16 protein-coding genes are annotated in these 19,844 nt (G+C 52.6%); 4 read left to right on the plus strand and 12 right to left on the minus strand.

Features of this window, described 5'->3' with window-relative positions; genetic code table 11:
• Window position 1: 1 nt before the first annotated feature.
• From ACI514_RS03970 to ACI514_RS04010, 9 genes are all read right to left on the minus strand, one after another.
• Window positions 2–1,501: an MBOAT family protein gene (locus tag ACI514_RS03970; RefSeq protein ID WP_160058943.1), complete on the minus strand. Its 1,500-nt coding sequence runs from the start codon at window positions 1,499–1,501 to the stop codon at window positions 2–4.
• 165 nt (window positions 1,502–1,666) lie between these two features.
• The gene (locus ACI514_RS03975; protein ID WP_405123118.1) at window positions 1,667–4,582 is read right to left on the minus strand and encodes a glycosyltransferase; all 2,916 of its coding nucleotides are present in this window, start codon (window positions 4,580–4,582) and stop codon (window positions 1,667–1,669) included.
• Between the two features lie 95 nt (window positions 4,583–4,677).
• On the minus strand, window positions 4,678–5,613 hold the full coding sequence (locus tag ACI514_RS03980; protein WP_202982143.1) for a sulfotransferase: 936 nt from the start codon (window positions 5,611–5,613) through the stop codon (window positions 4,678–4,680).
• Entirely contained in the window at window positions 5,606–6,292 is a 687-nt protein-coding gene (locus ACI514_RS03985; RefSeq protein ID WP_405123119.1) for a WbqC family protein, read from the minus strand. Before ACI514_RS03985 ends, ACI514_RS03980 begins: the two co-directional genes overlap by 8 nt.
• A 10-nt stretch (window positions 6,293–6,302) precedes the next feature.
• Window positions 6,303–7,391 carry a DegT/DnrJ/EryC1/StrS family aminotransferase gene (locus ACI514_RS03990; protein ID WP_405123120.1) on the minus strand — a complete coding sequence of 363 codons (1,089 nt, stop codon included), beginning with the start codon at window positions 7,389–7,391 and terminating at the stop codon, window positions 6,303–6,305.
• Window positions 7,388–8,164, minus strand: a complete 777-nt coding sequence (locus ACI514_RS03995) for a bifunctional 2-polyprenyl-6-hydroxyphenol methylase/3-demethylubiquinol 3-O-methyltransferase UbiG (protein WP_160058940.1) — start codon at window positions 8,162–8,164, stop codon at window positions 7,388–7,390. Before ACI514_RS03995 ends, ACI514_RS03990 begins: the two co-directional genes overlap by 4 nt.
• The gene (locus ACI514_RS04000) at window positions 8,161–9,504 is read right to left on the minus strand and encodes an ABC transporter ATP-binding protein (RefSeq protein ID WP_160058939.1); all 1,344 of its coding nucleotides are present in this window, start codon (window positions 9,502–9,504) and stop codon (window positions 8,161–8,163) included. Before ACI514_RS04000 ends, ACI514_RS03995 begins: the two co-directional genes overlap by 4 nt.
• Window positions 9,494–10,315: an ABC transporter permease gene (locus ACI514_RS04005; RefSeq protein WP_160058938.1), complete on the minus strand. Its 822-nt coding sequence runs from the start codon at window positions 10,313–10,315 to the stop codon at window positions 9,494–9,496. The genes ACI514_RS04000 and ACI514_RS04005 overlap by 11 nt, the downstream gene beginning before the upstream one ends.
• A gap of 673 nt (window positions 10,316–10,988) precedes the next feature.
• A complete protein-coding gene (locus ACI514_RS04010) occupies window positions 10,989–11,900 on the minus strand; it encodes a glycosyltransferase family 2 protein (RefSeq protein WP_405123121.1) in 912 nt (303 codons plus the stop codon).
• Between the two features lie 476 nt (window positions 11,901–12,376).
• Here ACI514_RS04010 and ACI514_RS04015 point away from each other — a divergent pair, with 476 nt between their 5' ends.
• The 4 genes from ACI514_RS04015 to fabF all read left to right on the plus strand — a co-directional run bounded on the left by ACI514_RS04015 (window position 12,377) and on the right by fabF (window position 17,134).
• Complete coding sequence (locus ACI514_RS04015) at window positions 12,377–14,371, plus strand: polysaccharide biosynthesis protein (RefSeq protein WP_405124196.1); 1,995 nt, start codon at window positions 12,377–12,379, stop codon at window positions 14,369–14,371.
• Window positions 14,372–14,481: 110 nt separating this feature from the next.
• Window positions 14,482–14,817, plus strand: coding sequence for a ComEA family DNA-binding protein (locus ACI514_RS04020; protein ID WP_405123122.1), 336 nt, complete (start codon window positions 14,482–14,484; stop codon window positions 14,815–14,817).
• A 216-nt stretch (window positions 14,818–15,033) separates the two neighbouring features.
• A complete protein-coding gene (locus tag ACI514_RS04025) occupies window positions 15,034–15,837 on the plus strand; it encodes an SDR family NAD(P)-dependent oxidoreductase (RefSeq protein WP_405123123.1) in 804 nt (267 codons plus the stop codon).
• 22 nt (window positions 15,838–15,859) lie between these two features.
• Window positions 15,860–17,134, plus strand: coding sequence for a beta-ketoacyl-ACP synthase II (gene fabF, locus ACI514_RS04030; protein ID WP_160058935.1), 1,275 nt, complete (start codon window positions 15,860–15,862; stop codon window positions 17,132–17,134).
• Here fabF and ACI514_RS04035 read toward each other — a convergent pair.
• The 3 genes from ACI514_RS04035 to eat form a co-directional block, all read right to left on the minus strand.
• On the minus strand, window positions 17,131–17,685 hold the full coding sequence (locus ACI514_RS04035) for a TetR/AcrR family transcriptional regulator (protein ID WP_405123124.1): 555 nt from the start codon (window positions 17,683–17,685) through the stop codon (window positions 17,131–17,133). The genes fabF and ACI514_RS04035 overlap by 4 nt on opposite strands.
• 137 nt (window positions 17,686–17,822) lie before the next feature.
• Window positions 17,823–17,990 (minus strand): DUF2897 family protein, encoded by a 168-nt coding sequence (locus tag ACI514_RS04040; protein ID WP_007908505.1) that lies wholly within the window; start codon window positions 17,988–17,990, stop codon window positions 17,823–17,825.
• A 129-nt stretch (window positions 17,991–18,119) separates the two neighbouring features.
• The gene (eat, locus tag ACI514_RS04045) at window positions 18,120–19,484 is read right to left on the minus strand and encodes an ethanolamine permease (protein ID WP_160058933.1); all 1,365 of its coding nucleotides are present in this window, start codon (window positions 19,482–19,484) and stop codon (window positions 18,120–18,122) included.
• Window positions 19,485–19,844: the final 360 nt, after the last annotated feature.

Raw genomic sequence — 19,844 nt, forward strand, 5'->3', positions numbered from 1 at the left:
ATCAAAAATTAAAGTAAAGGAAGACGGAGCTGGTGGCTGCAAGCATGAAGCACATGGCGACCGAAAATAGGACTGCACCATAAGCCAGTCTCCATTTACCGATGATTCCGTTTGCCATTTCCAGCGAGTTTTTTTGCGCAACGATTATAAATGCAACAATAATTGCGAGGAAAATCGGCAGTTGACCAACAAGCGTTGCGGGCATGATGCTTAGTGCAACATCGGACAGCCGGCCTCCCCAAGCCAAATCGGATACCGGCACCGTAGCTGCGGTATTTCCAAATGCCGAACCCACATCTACCATTCCACTCAGTACGCGCATGGCGTCATCCATCGTCTTGGCGCGGAAAAATACCCACGTGACGTTTACGAACATAAAGGTCAGAAACCAGCCAAGTATCGGCGACATGGGGCGGCGTAATTGTGACCATAGACGATGAATGACCAAAGCAGCGCCATGCAGCGCTCCCCAGATTACAAACATCCATGTCGCACCGTGCCAGAGACCGCCGAGCAGGAATGTGGCAAAGAGATTGATGTAGGTACGAAACTCGCCAGAGCGATTACCTCCGAAGGGGATATAAAGATAATCACGCAGAAAGTGACTGAGCGTAATGTGCCAGCGCCGCCAGAAGTCCTGAATGCTCAGGGCCTTGTAAGGCGAGTTGAAGTTGATTGGCAACCAGATGTTGAAGAGTAGCGATGCCCCAATGGCCATGTCGCAATAGCCGCTGAAGTCAAAATATAGTTGGAACGTGTAGGCCAGGCTGGTTGCCCATGCTTCGAAGAATCCCAGGCTATGGTCGCCATCGAATCCAGCAGTGGCCCAGACGGCAAAACTGTCTGCGATAACGACCTTTTTGAATAGCCCGATCGCAAATATAAACAAACCCTTGAGGATGTTTGGGTACCTGCGCACCAAGGTCCAGCGTGAAGCAAACTGCGGCATGATCTGGCGGTGATGTACGATCGGGCCGGCAATCAGGTGTGGAAAGAATGTAACGAATAGCGAGTAATTGAGCAGGTCGTACTCTGCGGTTTCACCCCGATAGCTGTCCACCAGGTAAACGATCTGGGTAAAGGTAAAGAAGCTGATCGCCAACGGCAGCAGAATGTGCTGAATAGCGTAGTGAGTGCCGAAAACGGCATTGACGTTGTCGATAAGGAAATCGGTGTATTTGAAGTACCCCAAAAGCACGAGGTTAGCCACGATCCCTGTTGTAAGAACAACCTTTCGGTTAATCGCGTGATGGGATTTCTTGATGTCGTCAAGGGAGGCTTTATGTGCCTGGGCGAGGCCGGTACCTATCGCGAAGTTGAGGAAAATCGAACCCAATATGAGTGGGAGGTAATGAACATCCCAGTAAGCATAGAAAAACAGGCTGACGGCAACCAGCCAGACCTTTCCTGCCACGATTAAACGTCGGTCGTTTAACCAGAAATAGACGAAAAATGAAATGGGCAGAAAAAGCAGAATGAACTGCCACGAGCTGAAAATCATGTCGGTGTATGCCTAATGGAATGATAGGAAAGGTCCGGAAAAGGTTTTGTGGACCCCCGGACCTTTAAAAACAAGCCAATCGCGGTACCCGGATCATCTCTTTCATCGTAGTGAATAATGCCTCCACTGACGTCAGATGAAAGTCTGAACCAGGTACCGTGGTGCTCAAGCCCGCAAGATCTTGGAGATCTTCTCGATGACTTGCGGATTAAAAGAGTCTTCCCAGTCCCGAACCCAGTCGAACGATGTCCCTTTGATACGAGCTTCGCTATCACCAACACGTGCCACTGCGGTTTCCAATGCCTCAGCAACGGAGAATGGATCCGCTTCACACGGTTCTATGTTGGAGGATATCGCTCGCAACACTTCAGCTGTACGAGATTCATAGGTGTTGGTCACAACCACCTGGCCAGCAGAGGCCATTTCGAACGGCAGAATACTCGGATGCGGTGCCAGCATCAGACTCAAGCCAATATCAAACTCACCCAGCGCTTTACCATAATCGCTTTGTGGCAGCGTGCCGCTCAGCTTCATCACGCGGCCGTGACCCAGATCAACTTCGTAGTCCGGACCCAGCGTACCAACACCGTGAAACTCCCAATCGCTATCAAACGCGCCATTAGCAATGGCAGCCTTGAGACCGAGGATGCCAATCTCGAAGATGTTGCGACGAGCGTGCCCTTCTGGGCGTCCGTAGAACAACAGGCGCTTGGTTTCGCGTTTGGCCAATTGCTCGATCGATGGTGGCGTGGTCGGTGTCAGCGCGTGCTGGAAAGCGACATAACGATTTTCCAGTTCTTCACCTTGGTGGCGAGAGAACACCCCTAGTTGTTTGCTTCGGAAGTAGTCGGCCAGCAGATCAGTGTTGAAGATGACCTTGTGCGGCAAGCGGTACACATAGCTGCCAATCGCATAAAGAGAGTCGTGCGAGTGGAAAATCGGTTCAAACTCCTGCAGAAAGAAAATGAATTCCTTGTCGATGGCTTTTGCCAGATGATGCGCTTTGATACAGGTCCAGAACGAATAGCCCACGAATGCGTCATTGGGCGAGATTACTGTCGGGTGTATCCCCTGAGTGATGTCTTCAACCTCTGCGTCAGCAACGGCCCGCTGCAATGCCGGGTTTGAGGCGAGCTTTGCGTTTACCCCCTCACGGTCGAAGCGATCGGATTCCGTAAGCAGAATTCTGACCTTGAAACCTTCAGCCTGGATTTTGCAGATGAACTGTAAGCAGGCAATGTAGCCGCCGAACATGATCAACGGATCCAGTTGAGGCAGCAACACGTTCACTCGTGCGGGGGCCAACGGATCGATTTGATAAGGGGGCGCGGAAATCTTCTCTTCCAGCAACGGGATGTTCCCCAGGCCAACAGGTGCCGTGATTCCCGGGTAGCATTTTTCCAGTGCTTGCGCTTTGAGCAGGCCAGGATGAGATGTTTCATCTGCATGCTGGACGCGAGACAGCACTTTGTCTTGCTCAATCTTTTCTTTCGCTACGTTGATAACGGTATCCACGTTATGTCGTGGTACCGCCGCCATGAGTCGACGGACATTTGCCCAACTAAGATTTTTGATTACAAATGCCGGATTTGTAATGCTTAGTTTGATTAGTCTATATAGCAGACTAAGTTTGGCATTTTGATTCATTTCAATATTCCCGCTTTCATGCTTTTTTCGTCTTATCAAAAGAGTGCTGAGCCCGCGTAACGGCTTGGTAACGGACCAGCTTGTAGAGGCATAGATAGCTGCTATCTGCACGTTTTGATAGTTTATGGTGGATTCGCGATCGGCTATTTGTGTGTCACGTTCGGTGATCTGCGTATCACGTTCTATTAGCTGTGTATTTAGCTCTGCGACTTTCTCGTCCCGCTCAACGATCTGCCTGTCGCGCTCAGCCATCTGAGCGTTAAGTTCGTTTGCCTGTGCGTTAAGCGTTGTTATCTCAACAGAGTGATCGTGGATTTGTGCATCACGTTCCGACAGTTGTGCATCACGTTCCGACAGTTGTGCATCACGCTCAGACAGTTGTGCATCGCGTTTGGCCAGTTGCGTGTTAGTTTCAACTGCTGCTTGATTGAGCTTGTCAAAATAAACAACTTTCAATGGGTCCAGTTCGCTGGTCAGCTTTACGAATTGACTGGCATCGAACGATATGTGGTTTTTCTTGATCGGATCGTTCAGCAGTTCGAATATCAGGTTCAGCGCGAAGGGCACTACAAAATCGAACTTCCTGGTCTCGAGCATTGCCCGCGCCAATGCATAACGCACTGAATCATCGTGCTCATTAAAAAATATCTCAGCCTCAGGAAATACTTTGATGAGATCGTCTTTATCGTTGATCTCAAGGTAGTTAGGCAGGAGCATGCTGAATTCAAATAGAACACGGGCACGTGTTTCCGGGCGACTTCCGCTGGAGTTGGCTTCATTGTCTCTAACACGGAATTTTACGAGCTTTTCCCGCAAAACGTGAATTTCATGTTTCAGGCACAATCTGATCCACATGTCGAAATCGGCAATTTGCGCCAAACCAAACCGGTACAGTCCGCAGTCGCTGTAGCACTGGCGGCGAATGAGCACGCTCGGATGGCAAAGTACATTGCCAATCTCAAAAAACAAGCGTAACCATTGATGACGAGAGCGATTTTCTTGATCAAATATAGAGTAGTAGTAATGCGAGGTGTCAGAGTGAGGGGTGCCGATTTCATCAACCGCCTGTGCATTGGTGAACACCGCGCCGATGCTTTGGTGGGCATCTAGGAAGTCCACCTGCTTTTGCAGCTTGTCCGACGTCCATAGATCATCGGAGTGATGGATCGCAATATACTCACCCTTGGCAACTTCCGAAATTGCCTTGTTGATGCCGTAGACACCTCGTTTGGACTCACTGTTCTGAAATGCCCGGATGCGCTCGTCGGTGTAGCTGTTGATGATCTCCCACGAGTCATCCTGCGAGGCATCATCCCAAATGATAAGCTCGAAGTCTTTGAATGTTTGATTCAGGACGCTATCAATCGCTTCACGCAAATACTTTGAGTGATTGAAGGAGGTTAATATGACTGAGACTTTCGGCGCTTGTAGCATAATTTTTACCATCGTTGTCAGTGCGTTTGAGCGGGTCTGGGCGCTATTCGCCAGTCCTTAAAAACACAACAGAATTTTTATTGTGAATCTCTCACTCACCGCTTTCTTGTTACTTCAAATTTCTTGTCGCCGGTGTACTGTGCGCCTGTTATATTCAGTTTCGAAGTCAATTCTTCAAAATACTTTTCAGGTGCGTTGCAGAAGTCTTCGTACTGGACAACCATTTTTCTTGCGTCTGCAACATTTGACAGCCCAGCCTCAACGGCTTGATTGATTGCGCGAACTTGGCCCACCGCTTGCTCGAAAGGGCTCAGTTGCATCAGTTGTTCTTTTTCCGGAATATCAAACGAGTACCATTGGCGCTCATCTCCCAGTTGCCGCTTGCGCGCTTCCAGCACCGATTCCGCATTGGAAACTTCATTTCTGACGATATGCACAAACAGTACGTTCTTCAGTACTGAATCGAGGAAAGGGATGTTGTAGTTGAAAAGCATTCCCTTTGCTGCAAAGGGTTTCTGGAAAACTTCCGTCATTCCCGACAATTCGCTTAGCATGGTCTGCACGTCCATGCTCTGCCGCAATTCTTCATCACTCCAAATGTCACGACCCGGATCTGCAAGGAAGCGTCGCCAGAAATACCAGAATTCATTGGGGGCGAGGGCGCCCTTGGTCTTGCCGTTCTCGGAACGGTATTCAGCTTGCTGAGCGAACTCGGAGAGCTCACCGCGGAAGTCGAAACGCGGGTCAGTCAGCAATAGCTGAACTTTGGCACCAATAATAGGCGCTTGATAGAAGCGCGACAGGATATTGGTTGGATAGGCAACCAGACCGGTATTGGCGAGCCATTGAGTGAAGAGAGTGGTGCCGCTACGCAGAGGCCCCATTACCAGTATCAAAGGGTAAGGATTGCGATCAGGCGTTTGCTGCCTTACCAGTACCTTCTCGGATGGCTGCAGGTCTGTGTTCAATTCGCTGAGCAGGTTTTCCAGTAACTCGTTACGGCGAAACTTGCTCGTTCTATTGTCAACCAAGGTCATACTCCTGGAGCAATTTTGCGCATTGCTCTTTGTCATTGAACATCATCACGTCAATGATGGACAAATTTGGCAAAAAGCCGTTGCCGAACTGCTGGTAACTGACCGCTCGCGGCTCGATGAAGGAAAGCTTCAAGCCGTGTGAGGCAAAAGCTTGGGGGCCATAGAGTACCTTGCCTCCCGGCAGGTTGATATATTCTGTAGCTCCAAGCTCTTCGCAAATGGCAAGAACCTTGTCTTGCCCTCGTAGCTCACAGTTTTTCCCAAGTGCCGAAGAGGTGTGCCACTTCGGGCGTAGATCCAGTTGCGCACAAATGCTGCGTAGCTGGAAATCCAGGAAGTCAGCGAGATTGCGCGATTCGTACCTGAGGATGCTCTCAAGCAAGGGGTAAATGCTCTCGAAATGTGGCGCCTTACGGTAGTTTTGCTGGATGCTCTGCAAAATCTTGTGCTGGCTGCTGATCTCAATTTGATTGATCAGCTTGTTCGGGCTGGCCGCGAGCAATGGCAAGGTAATCAGTTGCCTGTTGCCATTGCAAAGGATGTTGTTCCGGTTGATCCAGCCACCCTTGATGAAGTTGACGTCGTCGTAAACTACGAACGAATCTACCGCGTGCATGAGCTGGAAATAGCCCAGGTATGGGAATAGATAAGGCTGCATGATCGCAAGTTTCAAACGGTCCACCTCAAGGCTCGAGCGTATGCTTGATACAGGCGCAGATAGTGTCTATTTCCTGCTCGGTCAACGTTGTATACAAGGGCAACGACAATACGCGTTGTGCAAGTGATTCGGATACAGGACAAGGCCGCTGCATGGACTCTTGCAGGAAAGGTAGCGTGTTGAGAGAGGGATGGAAGTAGCGGCGTGGAAAAATTTCCTGCTTCTGCAGGGCATCTCGCACTGCCATTGCCTCTTCATGGGTATCGAAAACTACCGGATAGTAGGCGTAATTGTATTCAAGCCCATCGACTACCTTGGGTCGTTGATGTCTGACGCCTGCAAGGCGCTCGTCGTACCAGGCCGAGCATTGCCGGCGAGCCTCGATAATGGCATCGACGTGCCCTAGCATGCTCAGGCCCATAGCCGCGTGCAGCTCGGACATTTTCGTATTGATGCCCAGACCGATATAGTCATCTTCGCCTAAATGACCAAACTTGCTCATAAGAAACGCGCGATGCGCCACGTCTGTGTCGCGAAAAACCACAGCTCCACCTTCCCCGGTATGGAAAAGCTTGGTGGCGTGAAAGCTCAGAGTACTGCAGTCACCGTGGTTCAATAGTGAGTCGTTGTTCAGGCGTACGCCATAGGCGTGCGCAGCGTCATAGATAACCTTCAGGTTATGACGGTCGGCAATTTGTTGAATGCGTACGACATCGCAAGGGTAACCATAAACGTGGGTTGCCAATATCGCCGTTGTGTCTTCCGTTATCGCGCTTTCGATCAAATCGGGATCAATGCAGAACGACTCGGCGTCAACGTCAACGAATACAGGTGTGCAACCTTCCCAGAGAATCGCACTCGTCGTGGCAACATAGCTGTAAGGCGTGGTGATGATTTCGCCTTGTAACGCAAGAGCCTTGATAGCCAACTGCAGCGCTAGTGTGCCGTTGGTGACGAGTTGCAGATTGGCAGCGCCCAGCGTATTGGACAGCTCGTCGCGCAACTGCCTAACCAACGGGCCGTTATTCGTTAGTTGTGCGGACTCCCAAATGCCTTGAAGGTATCCGGTATAGACATCCAGATCTGGAAGAAAAGTTCGGGTAACCGGGATCATGATTTTGATACAACATAAAGTATGCTGGAAGGTTTGAGGCCAAGCTTTTTAAAGAGCGAGGCTCCAAAGTAAGATTGATCATACTGCTGCAATTTGAAGCCGCTTTCTTTTATTCGTGAGACAAAGTCATTGTGCGAATAGAGGCGTACATGGTCATCTTGTCCAAATAAACGCCAGCGCTCACCTTCATCGGTAATGGACGGATCTTCAACTGTTGCGGGTAGCCCGACGATGATGGGAGCCATCAATATGCCGCAGCCAGTTTTCGTTAAGACTCTGAGAAGTTCGCGCATTGCAGCACGATCATCGTAGACATGTTCCAGGACATGGCTACAAATAAAGAAATCATACGTTTCTTCTGCAAACGGCAGGTGCAGTAGGTCAACCTTGTGGTCGACATGTTCCATCATCAAGTCTGCAGTTTGGTAGTCTGAGAAGACTCTGGATTCCTTCAGTCTGGCTGAAAGCACGGCTTCGGGAGCGAAGTGAATGGCCTTGCTCGCTAGATTTTTGCGTTGCTTCGAATAGTACTTCGCTACCCAGAATGCATATAGGCGCTCTCGGTCGGAGGCGCCACATTGGGTGCACGAATAGGTATCCAGCGCAGTCATTTCTCCCTTGCCGAAATGCACGTAGCCATACTGCTCTGCATGGGTGCGGTAGAAATCGGAAAGAGGATTGAAGCCGGCGTCTTTGGAGTCACACACCGGGCAGTATGTTTTGGTATTGAAGAGCTTTAGAGTCTCCAGAAACCTAGTCGCAGAAAAGCTCATAATTGTTGCACCTCGATAGTGTTTTCTACGTAGGCCTTCGTCCATATGCGCCCCGTGGACCGTCTTTGGACATTGAAAACGATAGCGTCATCGATCACATCCAGGAATTCTGCGCTCTGATCCAGTACCAAAGGTTTTGAGATCTGTATCTGGATACTATAATTGCCTTCCTGCAACGGCAGTAGAGTGCTATACGAAATCGCGTATCTTTCACCTGGTTTGCAGTGAAGCAGGGGTTTGCCGATTGTTCTGAATGCAGCACCCAGAATCAATATTTTTTTGTCATCTTGTATGTAGTAATTAACCGAGCAGTCCGTCTGCTCCTGAGCTTCAATATAAATTTTTATTGTAACTTTTTGATTGAACTCTGCTGTCACTACCGGCTGATCCGATGAATCTACCAGTTCGGCGTATGCGATTTTTACACCTCCGACACCATAACGGAATTCAGCGGCGCGGCGATCGAATTCAAGCGACTCCTTAAAACCCAGTGCTGCTGGTGAAGAAGATGAGTTTTCTGGCGCATTGAGCGCGGGAGGCTTGATCTCCGGGAGGTACTTGAGTACCTCGCTATTAAGCTCCTCGCGTGTAACCCGGATGTAATCTTCTGTAAGTGTGCTGGCTTTACCAAATCCCTTCAGGATGCCTTTTTCAAGATACGCGGCCTGAGAGCAAAGGCTCCTGATGCTGCCAATGTCATGACTGACAAAAAGGACTGTCGCCCCGTTGTCCTGAATACGGCGCAATGCAGTCATGCACTTTGCCTGGAAACTCATATCACCAACGGCCAGTGCTTCATCTACGATCATGATGTCTGGTTGGGAGACAATATTCACGGCGAAAGCGAGTCGCACGAACATGCCGCTGGAGTACGTCTTGACGGGTTGCTCGATAAAACTGCCGATATCTGCAAAACTTGCAACATCGTCAAACCGGGCGTCGGTTTCTTCTTTAGTAAGTCCTAGCAGGGCACAGCTCAGATATACGTTCTCACGACCAGTGAACTCGGGATTGAAGCCTGAGCCAAGTTCAAGTAGCGCGGCGATACGCCCATTGGTCTGAATTGTTCCACTGGTGGGGTTGAGCGTCCCACAGATAAGTTGCAGCAGTGTTGACTTGCCGCCCCCGTTCCGACCGATTACACCTACCGTTTCCCCTTTTTTGACTTCGAAAGATATATCTCTCAATGCCCAAAACTCTCGGTAGTACTGTTGGGGCTGCAATCCTGTGGCTCGCTGCAAGCTGGGCAGGATAAATTGCTTGAGGCGATCTCGCGGAGTGTTATAAATTTGGTAACACTTGCTTAGATTCTCTATTTTGATTGCAATATCAGAGGACATCTGCGAACCCCTTTCTAGTCTTCTGAAACCAAGCAAATCCTAACCAGGCTATCGTGGCGGCCGCTATCCAGTAAGTTGCCAGACTCGCAAGATCGGGAGTCTTGCCCCAATAGAGTACATCTCGAATCATTTCGATAATCGGTACCAGAGGATTGAAGTACAGCACATGCTGATATTCCTCGGGTAGAGCACTGGCCGGATAAAAAATCGGACTCAGAAACATCAGTACCGATGTCAGTACGGAGATCAACTGAGAGACATCGCGCAGGAATACACCCAACGAAGCGAGTGTCCAGCAGAGTCCCATGATAAATAACGCAAACGGTATCAGAATCAAGGGTACGTAAAGAGTTGTCAGTTGAGGTGTGCCGATGAGCAGGGTGTAGGCAACCAGCCACACTACCAGGCTGATAGCCGCATGGTAGAAAGCAGCAAGCAGACCTACGAAAGGTAATATTTCCAGTGGGAATATTACTTTTTTAACATAGTTTGCATTGGACAGGATCAGTCCTGGAGCCCGATTGACGCACTCGGCAAACAAGTTGAATACAATCAAACCGGCAAATAACACTAGAGCGAATTCTATTTTGGAGTCGCCACCTCCGCTGCCCCAGCGAGCTTTGAATACCACGCTAAAGACGAAGGTATAAACCACAAGCATGAACAGTGGGTTGAAGAATGACCACAGCAAGCCGAGCATGGAGCCGCGATAGCGACCCAATACCTCACGTTTTGCTGACGCGTGAATAAGTGCGCGATGGCGCCACAGACTTGCAACCATCTCAAGTGGCGTTGCGGGAAAAGTACGCATTAAGCGAAGACCTCGACATCAGGATATGCTCTGCCCGAAGCGTCGGTGCCAGAGTGGATGCAAAGTTTCTTTTTCAGACCGGGGTTGCGCGTTGACGAAAGAAGCAGGGACGCGGGATCAGATCTGGAGTCAAGGCTGGCAGCGAATGTGGCCGCTCGGTGGGTGACAGAAATGCGATTTTTGAATGGGTTCATCAATATACCTAATGCTTGGGAGCGCTACCCTGACGAGTAAGAACCGGCCGCCACCTACTGATCTTGGTTGAATCTGATTTTATTGGGAAAAATCCCTAGGGTATAGCTTAATAAGGGTAACAGGACATGGTGATTTAGAGCTATCAATCAATCAATCTGCAAGTGAGTTTTCACTGATTCCGGATGTAAAAACGCTTGTTGCTGGTGATGGCTGAGTCGGCGCTCAAATGTTGCTTTTTTCGGGTCTGCCGCCGTCGCGCGGGGTAGCCCTCGGCCCACCTCAATTTCGGGATTGCGAAGACCTCGTTGTCAGGCGGATGGGCAGCTTCAGTGCTATCAGTGGCGTCCCCTTGATGGACGTAATGCGCAGCACTCAACGACATGACGGGGCCGTAAATCTGGCGGCTGCACAATCGGTAATGATTAGAAACGGAATGACTGGATACCGTCGTCCTTAATTGCTCGCATCAGCGGCTTACTCAGATTCGTCTAAGAAGCACAGCCAATGCCAGGCCCAAATTACCCATTAAAGTCTGTCGATAAAAACGCCCGGAGATCATCAATCCGACTCTCTTGCCAAGCGAGACTCTACGAGCACTTTCGAAGCGCTCCAGTTTTTTCAGGTTGCGCGGGGTCAAATGCGCGGCGAGAAGTGTAAGTGCCGCTATGTTTTTCGCGTTCCATTCCTTCAAAGACCCCTGAAACATACGCTTCAGACGGTACAGGCGGTTTTTCATTGAAGTGTTGGCGCCTATCACATTGTGTGCGTGTTGACGGTAATCCAGGCTGGGGGTTGGATCGTAATAAACATGTCCGCCGCAACCGGTAATCAGCAGATACGCCCACCAGTCATGACATACCAACGGTGTATTGGCTGGAGTCACGTCAATTAAGGAACAGGCGCTCTGGTTAATGACCATGGTGTTACCACCGGCCAGACTCTGCATCAATGCGTTTTCGAAGCTTGGACGTTTGCTGAACAAGGGTGAAAGGCCAACGCAATCCCCGTTTTCATCAACAATTCGAGTGCGTGTGCAATACAGCGCAGGCACGGCGGCAGGCTGGTGATCCAGCCAGTCCAATGCTCGTTGCAGCTTTGTCGGATGCCAGTAGTCGTCTTGATCACAGAAGGCGTAATATCCGAAATGCCCAGACGCTTGGCCCAAAACAGACAGGAAATTGTTCGTAAAACCGCGCTGCGGCCCTTGGCTGATCAGCAGTCGATCGTGACCCCAAACTTCACGATAGTGTCGCAGGATTTCAAGCGTTTCATCCGTTGAGCCATCGTCCGATGCGCAGACAACCCATTGCTGGTGGCTCTGAGCGGCTATCGAGTCCAGTTGCTGTTTGAGAAAGCTCCCGCCATTGTAAGTGCAAAGCAAAATTGCCACGCACTTGGAGTCAGCCGCTGATTCGCTCATGGGCACGGAGTGGGAGGGGAGAGGATTGGGCACAGGTTTTTTACGCTCTTTCCATGGTGGCGAATTCGGCTATGAGATCACGGCTAAGCGAGTCAGTTTAACGGGTTTATCAGTGTTTTACACGGCGCAGTACACCGTAGCTGGCCTGGGTGTTGATCACTGTGACCGGAGGCCGACGGTGTGATTGTCGCTGTATCTCCCCCTGCTGGGATTTTTTCTACTAACGGAAGGTCGTTAATTACGTGCGCAGGAATGATCTCGCTTGGCACTCGCTTCCTATTCCACTCATTTTCCAGTGAATCGGCGATGTGGGCTGGAGTACGTTCTACCGGCGAATGGAAAAGCAGGATTGGATCATTCAGTTTTTTCAGGTCAATGCGTTATGCTTTGCAGTTCACCACGGTGATTTGGGGTTTAAGGGAGAGCTTGAGGTGAGTGAAGTATTTATGGATAGAATCAGAACCTATCTGGTGGGGTTGCCTCGGCGGCGAAAGCGCTTGATTCAGGTCGCCACGGACATCTTTCTGGTATGGGTCGCGTTGTGGCTTGCATTCATCGTTCGTCTGGGCATAGACGACATGTACAACCCGTTGAAGATCCATTTCTGGCTTTTTGCTTGCGCGCCACTCATCGCAATTCCCCTGTTCATCCGCTTTGGCATGTACCGCGCTGTAATGCGTTATTTTGGCAATGACGCGCTCATTGCAATTATTAAAGCCGTTAGTCTGTCTTCACTGATTCTCGCTCTGGTTGTTTATTGGTATAGCAATCATGAAGCAGTAGTACCGCGGTCCATTATCTTCAATTACTGGTGGCTTAGCCTGGTCATAATTGGTGGCCTGCGTCTTTGCATGCGGCAATATTTTATGGGGGACTGGTTCACTGCAGCCCAGCATGTACCGTTTACCAACCGCGATGATGGAATGACCAGAGTTGCCATCTACGGCGCAGGCGTCGCGGGTAACCAATTGGTCGCTGCGCTGCGGATGGGTCGGGTTATGCGGCCGGTGGCGTTTATCGATGACGATGCCAGTATCGCTGATCGATCCATTTCTGGTCTTCAGGTGTATAAACCCAAGCATATTCAACAGATGATTGATGTCACGGGCGCGCAGGAGATACTCCTGGCACTGCCCTCATCGACTCGAGCGCGACGCAGGGAAATCCTGAATTTTCTTGAAGGGTATCCGCTTCATATACGCAGTGTTCCCAATTTCGCTGATCTGGCGAGCGGCAGGGTAAAGGTCGAAGACATTCAAGAAGTTGATATCGCTGATTTGCTGGGACGCGATGCTGTCCCGGCTCAGCCGGACCTGCTGGAGCGCTGTATCAAGGGCAAGACAGTCATGGTTACTGGCGCTGGGGGTTCTATTGGATCAGAGTTGTGCCGGCAGATTTTTTCGCTGGGGCCGACTGCGCTGTTACTCTTCGAACACAGCGAATTCAATCTATACAGCATTCTCTCGGAGCTGGAACAGAGAGGGGCACGGGAGTCGGCTCCGGTTCGTCTTCTGCCGATTCTCGGTTCAATCCGGCATCAGGAAAAGTTGCTGGATGTAATGAACACCTGGAAGGTGGACACCGTTTACCATGCAGCCGCTTATAAGCATGTACCGATGGTCGAGCATAATATCGCCGAAGGTGTTCTGAATAACGCGATTGGAACGCTCAATACGGCTCAAGCTGCCTTGCAGTCTGGTGTATCGAACTTTGTTCTGATTTCAACTGACAAGGCGGTTCGTCCGACCAACGTGATGGGTAGCACCAAGCGTCTGGCAGAGATGACTCTCCAGGCGCTGAGTCGTGAAGTTGCCCCGGTGTTGTTTGGCGACAAAGCCAATGTTTCTCGGGTCAACAAGACTCGCTTCACTATGGTGCGCTTTGGCAACGTTTTGGGCTCGTCTGGCTCGGTTATCCCGCTATTCCACAGTCAGATCAAATCCGGCGGCCCATTGACGGTCACCCACCCGAAAATTACGCGCTATTTCATGACTATCCCGGAGGCCGCACAATTGGTCATCCAGGCTGGATCAATGGGGCAGGGTGGCGATGTGTTCGTATTGGACATGGGCGAGCCGGTCAAAATCGTTGAACTCGCAGAAAAAATGATTCATCTGTCTGGCCTGAGCATTCGATCAGATCGTAATCCTCAGGGTGACATTTCCATTGAGTTCACCGGTCTGCGCCCCGGTGAAAAGCTGTACGAGGAACTGCTGATTGGCGATAACGTGGCCGCCACGCCACACCCCATGATCATGACGGCCAATGAAGATCACTTGCCTTGGGATGTATTGAAGGGCAAGTTGAGCGAACTGCTGCACGCGGTAGAAAAAGATGACTATTCCCGAGTACGTCAGCTCCTGCGCGAAACCGTCTCGGGCTACACACCTGACGGCGAGATCGTCGACTGGATCTACCAGCAGCGTCGTCTCGAACCCTGATTGTTTCACATCCTGTAACGCACGCATTTTTGACATCGCTCCAGCATGACCTAAGTTTGGAGAGCAGCTTCGGAAAAGCTGCTTTCTCAAACGATGATGGAGCGTCACTAATGCGTACCGGTTACTTCTATTCTCTGATCTTTGCTTTCCTCACCAGCGCCTCGATCGCCGCTATTGCCGCGCCTGTTGCGCCAGCGGAGGCGCCAAAGGCGCCTTTGGTGATGGATACTGCGGCACCGTCCCAAAGTGCAAAAGTCGATCTCAATGATGCCGACGCGGCGACGCTGCAAAAGGAACTGGCTGGAGTCGGTGAGGCTAAGGCTAAAGCAATTGTTACGTATCGTGAAACAAACGGGCCTTTTGCATCGGTGGATGAATTGCTGGAAGTGAAGGGGATTGGCAAGGCGATCCTGGATCGCAACCGCGACAAGCTGGAAGTCAACTAAGCTGAGTGTTCTATGCCAAGAGGCCGGTCATTGACCGGCCTTTTTGTTTTGTCCAGTGCATGGCAAGCGGATAGCAGTGGAGAGGGCGCTCGTCGGACAATATAAAATTACGTCTATCATATTGCGTTTGAATTATGGCTATAATAATTTGCCGATCCGTCGAGCCAACACGTCTCATCGGCAACTACTTTCATCAAGCATTCCAGGAGCACTCTCATGAATTCCGCACAATCCCAAGGTACTGCTCTGGTTACTGGCGCATCGTCCGGTATTGGTGCGATTTACGCTCAGCGCCTCGCGGCGCGTGGCTTTGATCTGCTACTGGTTGCCCGTGACAAGGACCGTCTGGAAAGTGCTGCGACCCAGTTGCGTGATGCCCATGGCGTTCAGGTTGAAGTTCTCAAGGCAGATCTGACGCAGAAGGATGACGTGCTCAAACTCGAACAACGTCTGCGCAGCGATTCGAGCATTAGCCTGCTGGTCAATAACGCCGGTGTAGCGGCGGACGGATTACTGGCCAACGCCGATATGGACCAGTTGGAGCGGTTGATCCAGTTGAACATCACCGCCGTCACCCGCCTGGCATCGGCGGCTGCTGCCAGTTTCGCCAAGGCCGGTCGTGGCACGATCATCAATATCGCCTCGGTGGTGGCGCTGTTTCCGGAACGCTTCAACGCTACCTATAGCGCCAGCAAAGCTTATGTACTGAGCCTGACCCAGTCGTTGAACACTGAGCTCGAAGGCACCGGCGTGCAGATCCAGGCCGTGCTGCCGGGTGTGACCCGCACCGAAATCTGGGAGCGTTCCGGTATCGATGCCAGTGGCATTCCGGCAGAAATGGTCATGGAGGCGGGCGAGATGGTCGACGCGGCGCTGGCCGGCCTGGATCAGGGCGAGTTGATCACCATTCCTTCGCTGCCAGACGCAAGCGAATGGCACGCCTTTGTTGCTGCTCGCCATGTCATGGCGCCGAACCTTTCCCGCAGCTCGGCAGCCCAACGCTACAAGTCCGGCAATTGAATTGATCAGAGGTCAGCACAGTATGGATTCGCGTCGAATAGTCGTCACGGGCATGGGCCTGGTTTCACCCTTGGGCAGCGATCTCGAAGTCGTATGGCAGCGTTTGCTGGCCGGGCGTTCTGGTTTGCGTAACTTGCCTGAAGCAGTGGTTGCTGATTTGCCCACGCGAGTCGGCGGCGCGGTGCCGACGCTGGAAGAGGACGCCGAAGCCGGTTTCGATCCGGATCGCGCCACGCCACCCAAAGAACAGAAGAAAATGGACCGTTTCATTCTGTTCGCCATGGAGGCTGCGCGGCAGGCCCTGGAGCAGGCTGGCTGGCATCCCTCAGAGAGCAAAAGCCAGGAGCGTACCGCAACGATCATCGGCTCCGGTGTCGGCGGTTTCGGTGCGATTGCCGACGCCGTGCGCACCACCGACAGTCGCGGTCCTCGACGTTTGTCACCGTTCACCATTCCCTCCTTTCTGGTCAATCTCGCGGCAGGGCACGTGTCCATTCAACACAGCCTCAAGGGACCTTTGGGCGCACCCGTGACGGCGTGCGCTGCGGGCGTTCAGGCGATCGGCGATGCGGCGCGATTGATCCGCGCCGGCGAAGCGGATATTGCCGTCTGTGGCGGTGCGGAAGCTTGCATCGACCGCGTCAGTCTGGCCGGTTTCGCGGCAGCGCGGGCACTGTCGAGCGGTTACAACGACACCCCGCAGCGCGCCTCGCGGCCGTTCGACAGCGGGCGCGACGGCTTCGTGATGGGCGAGGGCGCGGGCCTGTTGGTGATTGAATCCCTCGAGCATGCCTTGGCTCGTGGCGCGACACCGCTGGCGGAACTGGTCGGATATGGCACGAGTGCCGACGCCTATCACCTGACCGCCGGGCCTGAAGATGGTAGTGGAGCGCGGCGGGCGATGACGCTGGCACTGGCGCAGGCAGGTATCGAGCCGGATCAGGTGCAGCACCTCAATGCCCACGCGACGTCGACCCCGGTGGGCGACCTCGGTGAACTGGCGGCGATCAAAGCGTTGTTCGGCACGCAAAATAAAATCGCCGTGACCTCGACCAAGTCCGCCACGGGGCATTTGCTCGGCGCTGCCGGTGGGCTTGAAGCGATCTTCACCCTGCTGGCAATTCGTGATCAGGTGGTGCCGCCGACGCTGAATTTCGACAACCCCGATCCAGCGAGCGCAGGGGTGGACATCGTCCATGGCCAAGCGCGACCAATGTCGATCGAATATGCGCTGTCCAACGGTTTCGGGTTTGGCGGGGTCAATGCCAGCGTTTTGTTCAAGCGCTGGCAGGTTTAGTCGCGATTCTTGAGGTGGTCGCGGGTGACATCGAGGATGCGTTGCGCAAACCCGGCATCCGCGACACTGCGTGACAGTAGCAGCGCGCCGACCAGTGTCGACATGATGACAATGGCGCGATCGGCGCTGTTCTCGCCTTCGAGGTTGTTCTCGATCTGCTCCAGGCGTGCCTTGAGTACCGTATCACTGGTGCTGCTCGGCTGTCCGCGCAAGCCCAATTCCGAAGAAATAGTCGGTAAAGGGCAGCCTTCATGCGGCGAGGTTTGATGCCATTCGGACAGATATGTCTCGATAAAGACATCGAGTGGATTGTCCTGCGAAAAGATTTCAGCACATAACCCGTCAACCTGGTTGCCGGCCTCTTGCAAGGCTTTCTCGACCAACTCGTCCTTGGACTTGAAATGTGAGTAGAAACCGCCATGGGTCAGACCCAGCGCTTTCATCAGGGGTTGCAGACCCGTAGCGCCGATTCCGTCCTTGCGAAAGCGTGCCGAAGCCTCCTTGATAATGCGCTGATGGGTTTGGGCTTTATGGTCCTGCGAGTAACGCATCTGGAACTCTCCGCAACAATGTCCCCATCTTAACCAAGGAAAATTAAATGGTGACTGTACTTCTACTTCTTAAAAGCGTGCAGATAGGTCCAAAAGCTATAGAAAGCACAAACCCCGCCGATCAGGCGGGGTTGTGTTCAGCGATCTTGTGCGTCCTTGGCGTCGGCTTCAGCATTGCGCTGAGCAACGCGTCGGCGTTCTTCATCGGTCAGATCGACCTTGTTGGCGGTGTCGCGCAACATCATTAATCCGCCGACGATCGAGCCGATTGCAACCACCAGAATCAACCAGGCATACCAGGGCATAACGGCTCTCCTTAAGGGCAGGTCGACGGGCGAGGATTTCGCCGTGCGACGCTGCATACCACATTTGAGCGAAGTGACTTCGCAGTGGTTCCATTCTAGGCCGCTTGCACCCGGTTCACCCGAAATCCCTCAATTGCCCGTCAGCATCGCATCGGCCGGTGCGTTGGCCCGCAGTTGCCCGGTGAGCAGGAAGTAGCCGAAACCGACTGCCATGAAACCGAGGAAGATCAACCCGATCAGCGCGTTGAACCACGCCATCGCCACCAGACACACCACCGCCAGCACCAATGCAATCATTGGAATCAATGGATAGCACGGCGCGCGGAAAGTGCGTTCCAGATTCGGTTCCGATTTACGCAGTTTGAACAGACTGAGCATGCTCATGATGTACATCACGATGGCGCCGAATACGGCCATGGTGATCATCGCGGCGGTGAGGGTCATGCCACCGAGGTTGATCAGGCCATCGCTGTAAATCGCCGCGATGCCGATGATGCCGCCGACAATGATTGCGCGATGCGGTGTCTGGAAACGCGAGAGTTTCGCCAGCGAAGCAGGCAGATAACCGGCGCGGGCCAGAGCGAAGAACTGACGCGAGTAGCCGAGGATGATCCCGTGGAAACTGGCGACCAGACCGAACAGGCCGATCCACACCAGCATGTGCAGCCAGCCCGAGTTGTCGCCGACCACGGTTTTCATCGCTTGCGGCAACGGGTCGTTGATGTTGGCCAGGGTGCGCCAGTCGCCGACACCGCCGGCAAAGAACATCACACCCATCGCCAGCAACACCAGGGTCAGAATACCGCTGATGTAGGCCTTGGGAATCGTGCGTTTCGGATCCTTGGCCTCTTCGGCAGCCATCGCCGCGCCCTCGATGGCGAGGAAGAACCAGATGGCAAACGGAATGGCCGCGAACATCCCGGCAATCGCTGGTGCACCAAACACATCCGACCCCGCCCAGCCATTGAGGGCGAAGTTGCTGAAACTGAAGGCGGGCGCGACCACCCCCATGAACACCAGCAACTCGGCGACGGCCAGCACGCAAACAATCAGCTCGAACGTGGCCGCCAGTTTCACGCCAAGAATGTTCAGGCCCATGAACACGATGTAGGCGCCGACCGCCGCGTGTTTCGGATCGAGTGCCGGAAACTGCACATTAAGGTAGGCGCCAATTGCCAGGGCAATGGCCGGTGGGGCGAAGACGAATTCGATCAGCGTCGCCAGGCCTGCAATCAATCCACCTTTTTCACCGAAGGCGCGACGGCTGTAGGCAAACGGCCCGCCGGCATGGGGAATCGCGGTGGTGAGTTCGGTGAAACTGAAGATAAAGCAGGTGTACATGGTCGCGACCATGAACGAGGTCACCAGAAAACCCAGCGTCCCGGCCACGCCCCAGCCGTAACTCCAGCCGAAATACTCCCCGGAAATCACCAGCCCTACGGCGATGCCCCACAGGTGCAAGGTGCCCAGTGTGGGTTTGAGTTGTGTGTTCATGCGTTTGCTCCCTGAACGGTTTGGAAAGCTCGGGGCAGGGCGTTTGCAGTGGGCGTGCCAGTACGCTGAAACAAGTCGTAATGAGTTGAAAGCTGTCGTATCGGGGATGTTCGCAGTGGGATAGCTGCTTTTTGTGCGCCAGTTGGGTGCGATGTTGTCGGTGATGCTGTCTTCGCGAGCAGGCTCGCTCCCACAAGGGAATGCATTTCAAATTGTGGGAGCGAGCCTGCTCGCGAAGAGGCCCGCCCATACAGCGCAAAACCCACCTGTAACGCCAGCATAAACCCACTCTTTACGCTTTCTTTATGCCCCGCAGCACCCCTCGCTCTCGTTCCTTTACAGCCTCCTTTCCGACAATGC

Source organism: Pseudomonas sp. M20 (assembly GCF_045037865.1).
Taxonomy (GTDB): Bacteria; Pseudomonadota; Gammaproteobacteria; order Pseudomonadales; family Pseudomonadaceae; genus Aquipseudomonas.

Coding starts and splice junctions, on each gene's coding strand:
- ACI514_RS03970 (WP_160058943.1), bottom strand. CDS start 1,501: ATGATTTTCAGCTCGTGGCAGTTCATTCTGCTTTTTCTGCCCATTTCA.
- ACI514_RS03975 (WP_405123118.1), bottom strand. CDS start 4,582: ATGCTACAAGCGCCGAAAGTCTCAGTCATATTAACCTCCTTCAATCAC.
- ACI514_RS03990 (WP_405123120.1), bottom strand. CDS start 7,391: ATGATCCCGGTTACCCGAACTTTTCTTCCAGATCTGGATGTCTATACC.
- ACI514_RS03995 (WP_160058940.1), bottom strand. CDS start 8,164: ATGAGCTTTTCTGCGACTAGGTTTCTGGAGACTCTAAAGCTCTTCAAT.
- ACI514_RS04000 (WP_160058939.1), bottom strand. CDS start 9,504: ATGTCCTCTGATATTGCAATCAAAATAGAGAATCTAAGCAAGTGTTAC.
- ACI514_RS04005 (WP_160058938.1), bottom strand. CDS start 10,315: ATGCGTACTTTTCCCGCAACGCCACTTGAGATGGTTGCAAGTCTGTGG.
- ACI514_RS04015 (WP_405124196.1), top strand. CDS start 12,377: ATGGATAGAATCAGAACCTATCTGGTGGGGTTGCCTCGGCGGCGAAAG.
- ACI514_RS04020 (WP_405123122.1), top strand. CDS start 14,482: ATGCGTACCGGTTACTTCTATTCTCTGATCTTTGCTTTCCTCACCAGC.
- ACI514_RS04025 (WP_405123123.1), top strand. CDS start 15,034: ATGAATTCCGCACAATCCCAAGGTACTGCTCTGGTTACTGGCGCATCG.
- fabF (WP_160058935.1), top strand. CDS start 15,860: ATGGATTCGCGTCGAATAGTCGTCACGGGCATGGGCCTGGTTTCACCC.
- ACI514_RS04035 (WP_405123124.1), bottom strand. CDS start 17,685: ATGCGTTACTCGCAGGACCATAAAGCCCAAACCCATCAGCGCATTATC.
- ACI514_RS04040 (WP_007908505.1), bottom strand. CDS start 17,990: ATGCCCTGGTATGCCTGGTTGATTCTGGTGGTTGCAATCGGCTCGATC.
- eat (WP_160058933.1), bottom strand. CDS start 19,484: ATGAACACACAACTCAAACCCACACTGGGCACCTTGCACCTGTGGGGC.